This window comes from Streptomyces durocortorensis (genome assembly GCF_031760065.1).
Lineage (GTDB): Bacteria > Actinomycetota > Actinomycetes > Streptomycetales > Streptomycetaceae > Streptomyces.
Window position 1 is genome coordinate 6,371,989 of record NZ_CP134500.1, and the last position, 12,475, is coordinate 6,384,463.

13 protein-coding genes and 1 pseudogene are annotated in these 12,475 nt (G+C 73.4%); 9 read left to right on the forward strand and 5 right to left on the reverse strand.

The window, feature by feature from the left end; translation table 11 throughout:
- Positions 1-140: 140 nt before the first annotated feature.
- From allB to RI138_RS28130, 3 genes are all read left to right on the forward strand, one after another.
- Positions 141-1,484, forward strand: coding sequence for an allantoinase AllB (allB, locus tag RI138_RS28120; protein ID WP_311122133.1), 1,344 nt, complete (start codon positions 141-143; stop codon positions 1,482-1,484).
- Between the two features lie 100 nt (positions 1,485-1,584).
- Positions 1,585-2,706, forward strand: coding sequence for an allantoicase (gene alc, locus RI138_RS28125; protein WP_311122134.1), 1,122 nt, complete (start codon positions 1,585-1,587; stop codon positions 2,704-2,706).
- A gap of 154 nt (positions 2,707-2,860) precedes the next feature.
- Positions 2,861-3,190, forward strand: coding sequence for a putative quinol monooxygenase (locus RI138_RS28130; protein ID WP_096625407.1), 330 nt, complete (start codon positions 2,861-2,863; stop codon positions 3,188-3,190).
- A 13-nt stretch (positions 3,191-3,203) separates the two neighbouring features.
- Here the strand turns inward: RI138_RS28130 and RI138_RS28135 are convergent, their stop codons facing one another.
- Together RI138_RS28135 and RI138_RS28140 are read right to left on the reverse strand one after the other, a co-directional pair.
- On the reverse strand, positions 3,204-4,034 hold the full coding sequence (locus RI138_RS28135) for an aldo/keto reductase (protein WP_311122135.1): 831 nt from the start codon (positions 4,032-4,034) through the stop codon (positions 3,204-3,206).
- A gap of 106 nt (positions 4,035-4,140) precedes the next feature.
- Positions 4,141-4,896: an SDR family NAD(P)-dependent oxidoreductase gene (locus RI138_RS28140; RefSeq protein WP_311122136.1), complete on the reverse strand. Its 756-nt coding sequence runs from the start codon at positions 4,894-4,896 to the stop codon at positions 4,141-4,143.
- Positions 4,897-5,111: 215 nt separating this feature from the next.
- Between RI138_RS28140 and RI138_RS28145 the strand changes: the two genes are divergently transcribed.
- Positions 5,112-5,729 (forward strand): dihydrofolate reductase family protein, encoded by a 618-nt coding sequence (locus RI138_RS28145; protein ID WP_311122137.1) that lies wholly within the window; start codon positions 5,112-5,114, stop codon positions 5,727-5,729.
- 29 nt (positions 5,730-5,758) lie between these two features.
- Here RI138_RS28145 and RI138_RS28150 read toward each other — a convergent pair whose 3' ends face one another.
- Positions 5,759-6,427: a TetR/AcrR family transcriptional regulator gene (locus tag RI138_RS28150; protein ID WP_311122138.1), complete on the reverse strand. Its 669-nt coding sequence runs from the start codon at positions 6,425-6,427 to the stop codon at positions 5,759-5,761.
- 254 nt (positions 6,428-6,681) lie between these two features.
- On the opposite strand from RI138_RS28150, the gene RI138_RS28155 reads away from it, so the two are divergent.
- Positions 6,682-7,611, forward strand: a complete 930-nt coding sequence (locus RI138_RS28155) for a DMT family transporter (protein WP_311123040.1) — start codon at positions 6,682-6,684, stop codon at positions 7,609-7,611.
- A 15-nt stretch (positions 7,612-7,626) separates the two neighbouring features.
- Here the strand turns inward: RI138_RS28155 and RI138_RS28160 are convergent, their stop codons facing one another.
- A complete protein-coding gene (locus tag RI138_RS28160; RefSeq protein ID WP_311122139.1) occupies positions 7,627-7,830 on the reverse strand; it encodes a hypothetical protein in 204 nt (67 codons plus the stop codon).
- A gap of 145 nt (positions 7,831-7,975) precedes the next feature.
- Between RI138_RS28160 and RI138_RS28165 the strand changes: the two genes are divergently transcribed.
- The 3 genes and pseudogenes from RI138_RS28165 to RI138_RS28175 all read left to right on the forward strand — a co-directional run.
- Positions 7,976-9,196: a sensor histidine kinase gene (locus RI138_RS28165; RefSeq protein WP_311122140.1), complete on the forward strand. Its 1,221-nt coding sequence runs from the start codon at positions 7,976-7,978 to the stop codon at positions 9,194-9,196.
- A 31-nt stretch (positions 9,197-9,227) separates the two neighbouring features.
- Positions 9,228-9,944 (forward strand): response regulator transcription factor, encoded by a 717-nt coding sequence (locus RI138_RS28170; RefSeq protein WP_311122141.1) that lies wholly within the window; start codon positions 9,228-9,230, stop codon positions 9,942-9,944.
- Positions 9,945-10,049: 105 nt separating this feature from the next.
- Positions 10,050-10,190: pseudogene (locus tag RI138_RS28175) on the forward strand (cytochrome P450); the annotation flags it as partial.
- 108 nt (positions 10,191-10,298) lie between these two features.
- On the opposite strand, the gene RI138_RS28180 reads toward RI138_RS28175, so the two are convergent.
- Positions 10,299-11,324 carry a Gfo/Idh/MocA family protein gene (locus RI138_RS28180; protein WP_311122142.1) on the reverse strand — a complete coding sequence of 342 codons (1,026 nt, stop codon included), beginning with the start codon at positions 11,322-11,324 and terminating at the stop codon, positions 10,299-10,301.
- 168 nt (positions 11,325-11,492) lie between these two features.
- Between RI138_RS28180 and RI138_RS28185 the strand changes: the two genes are divergently transcribed.
- Positions 11,493-12,212: a GntR family transcriptional regulator gene (locus RI138_RS28185; protein WP_096625391.1), complete on the forward strand. Its 720-nt coding sequence runs from the start codon at positions 11,493-11,495 to the stop codon at positions 12,210-12,212.
- Positions 12,213-12,475 lie beyond the last annotated feature (263 nt).

Below are 12,475 nucleotides of genomic sequence, written 5' to 3' on the forward strand. Positions count from 1 at the left end.
TGGAAACCTCCAGTCGGGGTGGCAGGGCTGGCCCGTCGGCCCTCCGTGCCGGAAGGTGGGTCTTGACGAGGGCGATTCCCGAGTGAAGACTCCATCGAAGCTTCAACAGTTCGTTGAATTCCTGGAGTGAAGGAGCACAGGTGTCCGGTGCGGACGTGAACCTGATACTGCGCTCGACGCGCGTCGTCACCCCCGAGGGCACCCGCCCCGCGGCGGTCGCCGTCGCGGGCGGGACGATCGACGCGGTCCTGCCGCACGGCACCGAGGTGCCCGCGGGCGCCCGGCTGGAGGACTTCGGCGACGACGTCCTGCTGCCCGGCCTCGTCGACACCCACGTCCATGTGAACGACCCCGGCCGCACCGAGTGGGAGGGCTTCTACACCGCGACCCGCGCGGCCGCGGCGGGCGGTATCACCACGCTCCTGGACATGCCGCTCAACTCGCTGCCGCCCACCACCACCGTCGAGAACCTGCGGATCAAGCAGCAGGTCGCCGCCCCCAAGGCGCACGTCGACACCGGCTTCTGGGGCGGTGCGATCCCCTCCAACGTCAAGGACCTGCGCCCGCTGTACGAGGCCGGGGTCTTCGGGTTCAAGTGCTTCCTGTCGCCGTCGGGCGTCGAGGAGTTCCCGGAGCTGGACCAGGAGCAGCTGGCCCGTTCCATGGCCGAGATCACCGGCTTCGGCGGCCTGCTCATCGTGCACGCCGAGGACCCGCACCACCTGGCCGAGGCCCCGCAGCGCCCAGGGCCCGCCTACGCCGACTTCCTCGCCTCCCGCCCGCGCGACGCCGAGAACACCGCGATCGAAGGGCTCATCGCCCACGCCAAGCGGCTCGACGCCCGGGTCCACGTCCTGCACCTCTCCTCCAGCGACGCCCTGCCGCTGATCGCCGCCGCCAAGCGCGAGGGCGTCCGCGTCACCGTCGAGTCCTGCCCGCACTTCCTCACCCTCACCGCCGAGGAGGTCCCGGACGGGGCCACCGAGTTCAAGTGCTGCCCGCCCATCCGCGAGGCCGCCAACCAGGACGCCCTGTGGGCCGGGCTCGCCGACGGCACGATCGACTGCGTCGTCAGCGACCACTCGCCCTGCACCACCGACCTGAAGACCCCGGACTTCGCCTCCGCCTGGGGCGGGATCTCCTCCCTCCAGCTCGGCCTGCCCGCCGTCTGGACCGAAGCCCGCAGGCGCGGCCACTCCCTCGACGACGTCGCCCGCTGGATGTCCGCCGCCCCCGCCGAGCTCGCCGGGCTGACCCGCAAGGGCGCCATCGAGGCCGGGCGCGACGCCGACTTCGCGGTTCTCGCCCCCGAGGCGACCTTCACCGTCGACCCCGCCGAGCTCTTCCACCGCAACCAGGTCACCGCCTATGCCGGGAAGACCCTGCACGGCGTGGTCCGCTCCAGCTGGCTGCGCGGTGTCCGCATCGCCTCCGACGGCGTCCTCGCCGAGCCCACCGGCCGCCTCCTCGACCGCGGCCAGTGACCGTGCCCGCCGGCCCCGTTCCCGTACGGGACCACTGACCGCGCCCCCGGCCGCCCCCTCGTACGAGACCACCGACCGCCCCCGAAAGGAACCCCCGACCATGACGGACGCCGCGATACCCCGCTTCACCGGTGACGCCGACCCGTACGCGGGAGGCGACCCCTACGCCGACCACCGCACGGCCGACTTTCCCTTCTCCCACCTCGTGGACCTGGCCGACCGTCGCCTCGGGGCCGGGGTCATCGCCGCCAACGACGAGTTCTTCGCCGAGCGCGAGAACCTGCTCAAGCCCGAGCCCGCCGTCTTCGACCCGGAGCACTTCGGGCACAAGGGCAAGATCATGGACGGCTGGGAGACCCGCCGCCGACGTGGGGTCAGCGCGGCCGAACCGCACCCCACCGCCGACGACCACGACTGGGCCCTCGTCCGCCTCGGCGCGCCCGGCGTCATCCGGGGCATCGTCCTGGACACCGCCCACTTCCGCGGCAACTACCCGCAGGCCGTCTCCGTCGAGGCCGTGTCCCTGCCCGGCTCCCCGTCCCCCGAGGACCTCCTCGCCCCCGACGTGAAGTGGACGACGCTCGTCCCGCGCACGCCGGTCGGCGGCCACGCGGCAAACGGGTTCGCCGTCGACGCCGAGCAGCGCTTCACCCACCTGCGGGTCAACCAGCACCCCGACGGCGGGATCGCCCGGCTGCGCGTCTACGGCGAGGTCGCCCCGGACCCGGCCTGGCTCGGCGCCCTCGGCACGTTCGACCTCGCCGCCCTGGAGAACGGCGGCCAGGTCGAGGACGCCTCCGACCGCTTCTACTCCCCGGCCACCAACACCATCCAGCCCGGCCGCTCCCGCAAGATGGACGACGGCTGGGAGACCCGCCGTCGGCGCGACACGGGCAACGACTGGATCCGCTACCGCCTCGCCGCCCAGTCCGAGATCCGGGCCGTCGAGATCGACACCGCCTACCTCAAGGGCAACTCCGCGGGCTGGGCGAGCCTTTCGGTACGGGACGGGGAGAGCGGCGACTGGACCGAGGTCCTGCCCCGGACCCGGCTCCAGCCCGACACCAACCACCGCTTCGTGCTGGAGGGGCCGGTGCGTGCCACCCACGTCACGATCGACATCTTCCCGGACGGCGGGATCTCCCGGCTCCGGCTGTACGGATCGCTCACGGACGAGGGCGCGACGGGGCTGGCGGCCCGTCACCGCGAGCTCGGGGGCTGACATCGGGCCGGTGTGCCATCGCGGTCGCCGGGGGATCGCGGTGTGCCCGGACGGTCCCGTTGCATGAGGGTGTGTCACCCTGGTCAGGGTGCGGCGAGCAGGGCCTCAGCGGGTCTCTCGCCGCACCTTCCGACGTCCCGACCAGGAGCCCCCCATGATCTTCATCGCCGTCAAGTTCACCGCCCTCGTCGCCGAGCGCGACAACTGGCTCCCCAGGCTGGAGGGCTTCACCGTCGCCACCCGCAGCGAGCCCGGCAACGTCTTCTTCGACTGGTCCTACAGCGTGGAGAACCCCAACGAGTTCGTCCTCCTGGAGGCCTTCGCCGACGCGGCGGCCGGGGAAGCACACGTGAACTCCGACCACTTCAAGGCGGCGATCGAGACGATGTCGGAGATGGTGGCCGAGGTCCCCGAGATCATCAATGTCGAGGTGGAAGGCACCGGCTGGTCCCGGATGGCGGAGGTCACCCCGCGCAACCGCTGAGCCGGGACAGCCCTCAGAACTCCTCGTGCGATTCCGGGTCGCCGCCGAAGCGCCGCTGCCGCCCGGACGCGATCGTCGTCAGCTCCTGGGCGCTCAGCTCGAATCCGAACAGGTCGAGGTTCTCGCGCTGCCGCCCCGGGTCCGCCGACTTCGGGATCGGCACCGCCCCCAGCTGGGTGTGCCAGCGCAGCACCACCTGGCCGGGGGTCACCCCGTGGTCCTCCGCGATCGCCACGGTCGAGGGGTCGTCCAGCACCTCGCGTCCCCGGGCCAGCGGGCTCCAGGCCTCCGTGACGACGCCCTTCGCCGCGTGCACCGCCCGCAGTTCCTCCTGCGGGAGCAGGGGATGCATCTCGATCTGGTTCACCGAGGGCAGCACGCCCGTCTCCCGCTCCAGCCGCTCCAGATGAGCGGCGGTGAAGTTGGATACGCCGATGGAGCGGACGAGGCCGTCCTCGCGGAGCCTGATCATCGCCTTCCAGGTGTCCACGTACTTGTCGACGCGGGGGAGCGGCCAGTGGATCAGGTAGAGGTCGACGTACTCGACGCCCAGGCGGGCCCGTGACTCCTCGAACGAGGCGAGGGTCTCCTCGTACCCCTGGTGGCGGCCGGGGACCTTCGTGGTGACGAAGACGTCCTGGCGGGGGACGCCGCTGCGGACGATGCCCCGCCCGGTGCCGGTCTCGTTGCCGTAGTTCAGGGCCGTGTCGACCAGCCGGTAGCCGAGCTCCAGGGCCCCGGCGACGGCCTCCTCGGCGGCCTCGTCGTCCAGCGGGTAGGTGCCGAGCCCCACCGCCGGGATCTCGGTGCCGTCGTTGAGCGCGTGAACCGGTGTGCCGGACATGCCCGTCCCGTCCTTCCCGTCGCTGCCCCCGTCCCGGCCAGCGTAGGGGCGCGGCCGTGACGGGGCAGCTCGGCGAAGCGAGCCCGGACACCGGGGGCCGCCGGGCTCAGGCCGCGTGGCCGCCGTCCACGACGACCTCGGTCCCGGTGATGAAGGCCGCGTCCGGGCTCGCGAGATACGCGACCAGCGAGGCGACCTCGTCCACCGTCCCGAACCGGCCCAGGGCCGTGGCCGCGCGCTGGCCCTCGGCGAACGGTCCGTCGGCCGGGTTGAGATCGGTGTCGACCGGCCCGGGCTGGACCAGGTTCACCGTGATGCCGCGCGGCCCCAGTTCCCGGGCCAGCGGCTTGGTCAGCCCGGCCAGGGCGGACTTGCTCAGGGCGTAGAGCGTGCCGCCCGGCCCGCCCGCGTACCGGCTCAGCGCGGTGCCGACGGAGACGATACGGCCGCCGTCGGCCATCCGCTCCGCCGCCGCCCGGCAGGCGAGGAACACCGCCCGCACGTTCACGGCCAGCACCCGGTCCACCTCCGGCCCGGCGAGCGTGGAGATCGGGCCGAGGACGCCGATGCCCGCGTTGTTGACCAGGACGTCGAGCCGGCCGAGCGCGTCCGCCGCCCGGTCCACGGCTCCGGCGGCGGCACCGGCGTCCGCGGCGTCGCAGCGCAGGGCGACACCGCGGCGGCCGAAGGCCTCGATCTTCGCGACGACCGCGCGGGCCGCCGCCTCGTCCTGGACATAGGTGACCGCGACGTCCACGCCGTCCTGGGCGAGCCGCAGCGCGGTCGCGGCGCCGATGCCCCGGCTGCCGCCGGTGACGAGCGCGGCCCGCGGGGAAACGCTGGTGGAAAGGGTGCTGGACATGACTGGTTCCTTTGTCGCCGGGGACGCCGTCGCTCCGACGGCGTGTCCCAGCCAACCCCGGTGGGACGCTGCGGACCGGCGGGTATCGGACACCCACGGCCGGTGCGCGGAGGCGGCTCCCGGCCGGACCGATGAGTTCCGGCCGGGAGCCGGGTCGTAAGGGCAGGACCGCCGGACCGCCACGAGGTCCGGCCGACAGGCGAAGGAGATCCGCCATGGCCGAGCTGACACTCACCGCGTTCCTGACCCTGGACGGCGTGTACCAGGCACCCGGCGGTGTCGACGAGGACACCAGCGGGGGCTTCGCGTACGGGGGATGGGTCTTCCCGTACGCCGACGAGGACATGGGCGCGTTCATGGAGGAGGTGTTCCGGCGCCCCGCGGCCTTCCTGCTCGGCCGGCGCACCTATGACATCTTCGCCGCGTACTGGCCGAAGGTCACCGAGGAGGACGACCTCATCGCCGCCGGACTCAACGAGCTGCCCAAGTACGTCGTCTCCTCGACGCTCCGGGACCCGCAGTGGCAGGGCACGACCGTGCTCGACGGCGACCTCGTCACGGAGGTCACCCGCCTCAAGGAGCAGACGCGGGGCGGTGAGCTTCAGGTGCACGGCAGCGGGCAGCTCGCCCGGGCCCTGCACGAGGCGGGGCTGATCGACACCTACCGCCTGCTCGTCTTCCCGGTCCTCCTCGGCGCGGGGCGGCGGCTCTTCGGCGAGGGCGGCGCCCCGACGGCCCTGGAGCCGACCTCGGCCCGCACCACGTCGAGCGGCATCGCGATCCAGACGTACCGGCGCGGCGGCCCGGCGCGGTTCGGCACCATCGGCGAATGACGCGGAACGCCCCTACGGGCGGAACGCCTCTACGCCATGGGCGAGTCCGGCTGGTGCGGCGTGTCCGGTAGCAGCGTCGGGTCCGTCGCCGCCCTCCGCAGCCGTCCCAGGATGGACCGGGCCGCCTTGTCGTAGCCGAGGTTGTTGTTCTGGAGCACCGATTCGGCGTTGGCCAGCTCCAGGAAGGCGATGACCTCGAACGCCAGCTGGCGCACGTCGGTGTCCGGGGCCAGTTCCCCGGCGGCCCTCGCCTCGTCGATCGTCTGCTCCACGAACGTGACCCAGCCCGTCTGCGCGGACGCCAGGGCGTCGTGCACCTTGCCGCTGCGGGCGTCGAACTCGGCGGTGGCGGCGTAGAAGAAGCAACCGCCCCGGAAGACCCGCTCGCGGGAGTACGCGGTCCACGCCTCGCACAGCCGCCAGACCCGGCGGAGCCCCGGGGGCACCGAGCGGGTGGGGCGCAGCACATGGTCGACGTAGACGGCCACCGCGGCCCGCACGGTGGCCAGCTGGAGTTCCTCCTTCGAGCCGAAGAGGGCGAACACGCCGCTCTTGCTCAGCCCCAGCTCGGTCGCCAGCCGTCCCAGCGACAGCCCTTCAAGACCCTCGACCGAGGCGATCTGCACCGCTCGCCCCAGAACCGTCCGCCGGGTCTGGTTCCCCCGCTCGACCCGCCCGTCCGCCCTGACCAACACCATGTGACCACTCCGTGTCTCAGAGTTATCGAGGCGTCAGTCTAGGGAACGGGGGAGCGGGTGCCGAACCTCCCGTCCGGCCGTCCGGACGGCCCTGACCACGGGCATTGCCCCTGTGACCACGGCCAATGCCTCGCGATGATCCGACCGTTGAGACAGGTGTTCCCTTCTTCGGAGCCCGGCGGGTAGCGTGATCGTTCCGAGTGCGAGCCGGTGAGGTCTCCACAACACCTTCCGTGGAGATCCAGGAGAACCCGGTGTCCGCTGTCGCCGTGCCCGACCTCGCAACCCCGCGCCGCGCCTGGGCCGCCGACCTGCCGGTGCTCGCCGTCGCCGTCGTGTGGGGAGCCAGCTACCTCGCCGCCAAGGGCATCACCACCGCGCACACCGTCATAGCCGTCCTCGTCCTGCGCTTCGCGATCGTGCTGCCGGTGCTCGTGGCGACCGGATGGCGCAGGCTGCGGGCGCTGACCCTCCCGCAGTGGCGGGGTGCCGGACTGCTGGGCCTGGTGCTGAGCGGGGTCTTTCTGCTGGAGACGTACGGGGTGGTGCACACCTCCGCCACCAACGCCGGGCTGATCATCAGCCTCACCATGATCTTCACGCCGCTCGCCGAGGCCGCGGTCACCCGCGTCCGGCCGTCCGGGGGCTTCGTCGCGGCGGCCGGGCTCTCGGTGGCGGGGGTGGTGCTGCTGACCCAGGGCGGCGGGTTCACCAGCCCCTCGACCGGTGATCTGCTGATGCTGCTCGCCGCCCTCGCCCGGACCGCGTACGTTCTGGCGATGGCCCGCATCAAGGCGGTCCGGGGCGCCGACTCGCTCTCCCTGACCACCGTCCAGCTCGGCAGCGCGGTCGCGGTCTTCGCCGTCCTCGCCGCCGTCCCGGGGACCGGCGCCTCGCCCTGGAGCGCGGCGGCGGACTTCGGCCCCCGGGAATGGGCGGGCCTGGTCTTCCTCTCGGTGTTCTGCACGCTGTTCGCGTTCTTCGTGCAGATGTGGTCCGTACGCCGCACCTCGCCGTCCCGGGTCAGCCTGCTGCTCGGTACGGAACCGCTGTGGGCCGCCGCCGTCGGGATCAGCCTGGGCGGGGAGCGGCTGGGCGTCGTCGGGGTGGCCGGTGCGGTCCTCGTCCTGGCGGGCACCGCGTGGGGCCGGCGCAGCGTGGACCGGGATCGCGGCGGGGCGTGAGTCGGGGCGCCCCGGTCAGGTCTTGATCGCGTCCGCGGCGATCATCACCGCCGCCCCCGTCACGATCAGCACGATGTGGACGAACAGCCCGCGGTCGCTGAGGAAGTCGATGTGCCGCACCACCGTCCACAGCCGGAACCAGCCCGTCCACTCGAACACCAGCCCGCCGACGCCCTGGATGAAGACGAGGAACCCGATCGTCTCGACGATTTTCTTCATACGTCGAGCCTTGCGGCCACCCCGGGCCCGCCGCTTCGGCCACCGGTCCCGTCCGGCGCGCCGAAAGTAGCGAGCCGGACGACTTTGGTCGCCTTCGCGCCGCGCGCTGCCCTTGCGGGCCGCCCTTCTGCGTAACTTTGTCGATATGACGCGCACCGAGTACCGCTGGCTGCTCCCCTCGGCGATGGCCGACCCCGAGCTGCCCGGCGACCGGGCCCGGGCGCGCCGGACCGTGCGGGACTGGGTCGTCGACATCGTGGCCTTCCTCTCCGCCGCGTTCATCGGCATGCTCGCCCTCGCCGCGGTCGACGCCGACGAGACCACGGCGGACGTGGTGGTGTTCGTGGACTCCGTGGTGGGCGCGGCGGCCTGCTGCGCGCTCTGGCTCCGGCGGCGCTGGCCCGTCGGGCTCGCCGTGTCCCTGACCGTCCTCTCCGTCGTCGAGCCCGTCGCCGCCGGAGCGATGCTGGTCGCCCTGTTCAGCCTGGCCGTCCACCGCCCCCTCAAGCCGACGCTGATCGTCGGCGCGGGCGCACTGCTCGCGGTGCCCGTCCAGCCCCTCCTGCGCCCCGACCCGCAGACCGGTTTCCTCGTCTCGGTCCTCTTCGGGGTCATGCTGATCCTGTTGGCGCTCAGCTGGGGGATGGGCGTACGGTCGCGGCGTCAGCTCGTCGTGACCCTCCACGAGAGGGCCCACCGCGCCGAGGCGGAGGCGGAGCTGCGCGCCGAGCAGGCTCAGCGCCTCGCCCGGGAGGCCATCGCCCGCGAGATGCACGACGTCCTGGCCCACCGCCTCACCCTGCTCAGCGTGCACGCCGGGGCGCTGGAATTCCGGCCCGACGCCCCCGCGGCCCAGATCGGCCGGGCCGCCGGGGTCATCCGGGACAGCGCCCACGAGGCGCTCCAGGACCTCCGCGAGATCATCGGCGTCCTGCGCGGCCCCGGCGACACCGACGAGGGCGAGCGCCCGCAGCCCACCCTCACCAGTCTGGACGCCCTCATCGACGAGTCCCGGCTCGCGGGCATGAAGGTCGCCCTCGACAACCGGGTCACCGATCCGCAGGGCGCCCCCGCCGCCACCGGCCGCACGGTCTACCGCATCGCGCAGGAATGCCTGACCAACGCCCGCAAGCACGCCCCCGGCACCGAGGTCACCGTCACCGTGACCGGCGGCCCCGGCGAAGGCCTCACCATCGCGGTGGCGAACCCGGCCCCCGTCGAACCCTTCGAACGCGTCCCCGGCTCCGGCCAGGGGCTCATCGGCCTCACCGAACGTGCCACCCTGGCCGGGGGCGGTCTGGAGCACGGCCCGACGAAGGACGGCGGATTCGCGGTCCGCGCCCGGCTGCCGTGGCCCGCGGGATGAGGCGGGGCGCCGGCTGGCTACGGTGGCCGTCATGAACGCAACGCCCTCGCCCGGCCCGCCCGTACGGCTGCTGATCGTCGACGACGACCCGCTCGTCCGGGCCGGACTGACCCTGATGCTCGGCGGGGACGAAGGCATCGACATCGTGGGGGAGGGCTCGGACGGCAACGAGGTCGCGGAGCTGGTCGAACGGCTCCGCCCCGACGTCGTCCTCATGGACATCCGGATGCCGGGCATGGACGGGCTCACCGCCACCGAGAAGCTGCGCAGCCGCCCCGGGGCTCCCGAAGTCGTCGTCCTCACCACCTTCCACGCCGATGAACAGGTGCTCCGGGCCATCCGGGCCGGGGCGGCGGGATTCGTCCTGAAAGACACCCCGCCCGCCCGGATCGTGGACTCCGTCCGCCGGGTCGCCGCCGGGGACCCGGTCCTCTCGCCCGCCGTCACCCGCCAGTTGATGGACCGGGCCGCGGGCGGCGCGCACGACGAGCGGGCGAACCGCGCCGACCGGGCACGCAGGCGCTTCGGCCAACTGGCCGAGCGGGAGCAGGAGGTGGCCGTCGCGGTGGGACGCGGCAGCTCCAACGCGGAGATCGCGGGCTCGCTCTACCTCAGCGTCGCCACTGTCAAGGCCCACGTCTCGCGCATTCTCGCCAAACTCGAACTCAACAACCGCGTACAGATCGCCCTGTTGGTCCATGACGCCGGGCTCCTCGACCCGGGCGACGAGGGCGAGGGCGACCTCTGAGGGCTGTCCCGTGACCCCCGGCGGGCACACGACGACAGCGACGGCACCCGGCCGCGTTGTCGGAACGCCCGAACGGTGACCGCCGCCCCCTCCGCACGCGCCTCCTCCGTACGCGCCTCCTCCGTACGGGCTATGACCGCGTACATCGTCGGGCTGCTGACCGACAACCGCAAGAAGCCGGGCGGGAATCTGCTGAGCGCGCTGATCCGCGCCGCCGACGAGGACGGCGACCGGCTCTCCGGCGACGCTCGCCCGGCGGGCCGGATGCTGATGCGGGGGCCGCTGAGCGTGCCGGTCGCCTGGTAGGAGGGCGGGCCCGGAAGGGAGCCGGGGCCCGGGAGCGCCGGCCCCCGCTCACCCGCCGGGGATCTCGGCCATCGCCACCGGCCGGCGTTCGCGGCGGGAGAGCTCGCACGCCTCGGCGATCCGCAGGGCGTGCAGGGCCTCCCGCCCGTCGCAGGGGTTGGCCAGCTCGCCGCGCACCACGCGCAGGAACGCGTCCAGCTCCGCTTCGTACGCCGGGGCGAACCGTTCCAGGAAGCCCGGCCAGGGCTTCGCCGGACCGCCGGGACCCCCCGGCTCGGCCGAGGTTACCGGCGTACGGTCGTCCAGGCCGACGGCGATCTGGTCCAGCTCACCGGCCAGCTCCATGCGTACGTCGTACCCGGCGCCGTTGCACCGGGTGGCGGTGGCGGTGGCGAGCGTGCCGTCGTCCAGGGTGAGCAGGGCGGCGCCGGTGTCCACATCGCCCGCCGCGCGGAACATCGCGGGCCCGCGGTCCGACCCGGTGGCGTACACCTCGGACACCTCGCGGCCCGTCACCCAGCGCAGGATGTCGAAGTCGTGGACCAGACAGTCCCGGTACAGCCCGCCGGAGAGCGGGAGGTAGGCGGCGGGCGGCGGGGCCGGGTCCGAGGTGACCGCCCGCACGGTGTGCAGCCGTCCGAGCCTGCCCTCCCGTACGGCGGCCCTGGCCTCGCCGTACCCCGCGTCGAAGCGGCGCATGAAGCCGAGCTGGAGAACGGTGCCCGCCGCCTCGACCTCAGCCAGCGCGGCCAGCGTCCCGGGCAGGTCCAGGGCGATCGGCTTCTCGCAGAACGCCGGCAGTCCGGCGCGGGCGGCCCGGGCGATGAGCCCGGCGTGGGCGGCGGTCGCCGAACAGATGATCACCGCGTCGGGCAGGCCCCCGGACCCCGCCTCGCCCCCGCCCGTGAACAGCGCGTCCACCGGTACGGCCGTGGCCCCCGTCCGCGCGGCGGCTCCGGCGGCCCGCTCCGGGGCCGCGTCCGCCAGCAGCAGGGCGTCCACGGCGGGGTGACGGCTCAGCGCCTCCGCGTGGAACGTGCCGATCCGTCCCGTTCCGATCAGTCCGATGCGCATGGCCCCCAAGGTGACCTTCGCCCGGTCATCATGTCAAGCGTTTGTCCTGACAAATGGCGCCCGCATCGATCGCGGTTCCCGCCCCGGCGTGCCATGGCTTTGTCCGGACAAGCGAACTACGCTCGCCCCGTGACCGCACAAGGAACCGATCAGCCGCTGCCGCTGAGCGTGGACCGCACCAGCCCGGTGCCGCTCTACTTCCAGCTGGCGCAGCAGCTGGAGGCCGCAGTCGAACAGGGCAGGCTGCCCCCCGGCACCCTGCTCGGCAACGAGATCGACCTCGCCGCCCGCCTCGGTCTGTCCCGTCCCACCGTCCGCCAGGCCATCCAGTCCCTGGTCGACAAGGGGCTCATGGTGCGTCGGCGCGGCGTCGGCACCCAGGTCGTCCACAGCCAGGTCCGCCGCCCGCTGGAGCTCAGCTCGCTCTACGACGACCTGGAGGCGGCCGGTCAGCGCCCCGCCACCCGCGTCCTGCGCAACACCACCGAACCGGCCACCGCCGAGGTCGCCGCCGCGCTCGGCGTCGCCGAGGGCAGCGAGGTCCAGGTCGTCGAGCGGCTGCGCAGCGCCCACGACGAGCCGATGGCCCTCCTGCGCAACCACCTGCCCCCGGGCCTGCTCCCCCTCACCGCCGAGGACCTGGAGGCCACCGGTCTGTACCGGCTGATGCGCGCCTCGGGCATCACCCTGCACAGCGCCCGCCAGTCGGTCGGCGCCCGCGCGGCCACGGCGGGCGAGGCGCGGGCCCTGCACGAGGAGCCGGGCGCGCCGCTGCTGACGATGGAGCGCACGACGTACGACGACACGGGCCGGGCGGTCGAGTTCGGCTCGCACGTCTACCGGGCGGCGCGGTACGCGTTCGAGTTCCAGCTGCTGGTACGCGCCTGAGCGGAGCGCCGGACCGAGCCCGCCCGGCGTTCGAGGGCGGAACGGACGGAACCCTTGCGCGGGTGGGGCCGCAGGCAGAAGATCCTGAGGTACGGGACCCCGAGGGCAGCCGATACATGCGCACGCCGACGGCTCCGTCCTCGAACGCCGGACGGGCTGGGGGCGGGCCCCGGGCGGGCTGGAAGGGGCCCGGGAGGGCGGGGGACCGGCCCCTGCCGGGCGGGCGCCCCCCCGGCTCGGGGATACTGGGCAGTCGGCCCGGG

What these genes read in the sequence shown, in the direction of transcription:
- RI138_RS28150 (WP_311122138.1), bottom strand. Translation starts at nt 6,427, where the DNA reads ATGGTGTTGGTCAGGGCGGACGGGCGGGTCGAGCGGGGGAACCAGACC.
- RI138_RS28180 (WP_311122142.1), bottom strand. Translation starts at nt 11,324, where the DNA reads ATGCGCATCGGACTGATCGGAACGGGACGGATCGGCACGTTCCACGCG.
- RI138_RS28140 (WP_311122136.1), bottom strand. Translation starts at nt 4,896, where the DNA reads ATGTCCAGCACCCTTTCCACCAGCGTTTCCCCGCGGGCCGCGCTCGTC.
- RI138_RS28130 (WP_096625407.1), top strand. Translation starts at nt 2,861, where the DNA reads ATGATCTTCATCGCCGTCAAGTTCACCGCCCTCGTCGCCGAGCGCGAC.
- RI138_RS28170 (WP_311122141.1), top strand. Translation starts at nt 9,228, where the DNA reads ATGAACGCAACGCCCTCGCCCGGCCCGCCCGTACGGCTGCTGATCGTC.
- RI138_RS28160 (WP_311122139.1), bottom strand. Translation starts at nt 7,830, where the DNA reads ATGAAGAAAATCGTCGAGACGATCGGGTTCCTCGTCTTCATCCAGGGC.
- RI138_RS28165 (WP_311122140.1), top strand. Translation starts at nt 7,976, where the DNA reads ATGACGCGCACCGAGTACCGCTGGCTGCTCCCCTCGGCGATGGCCGAC.
- alc (WP_311122134.1), top strand. Translation starts at nt 1,585, where the DNA reads ATGACGGACGCCGCGATACCCCGCTTCACCGGTGACGCCGACCCGTAC.
- RI138_RS28135 (WP_311122135.1), bottom strand. Translation starts at nt 4,034, where the DNA reads ATGTCCGGCACACCGGTTCACGCGCTCAACGACGGCACCGAGATCCCG.
- RI138_RS28145 (WP_311122137.1), top strand. Translation starts at nt 5,112, where the DNA reads ATGGCCGAGCTGACACTCACCGCGTTCCTGACCCTGGACGGCGTGTAC.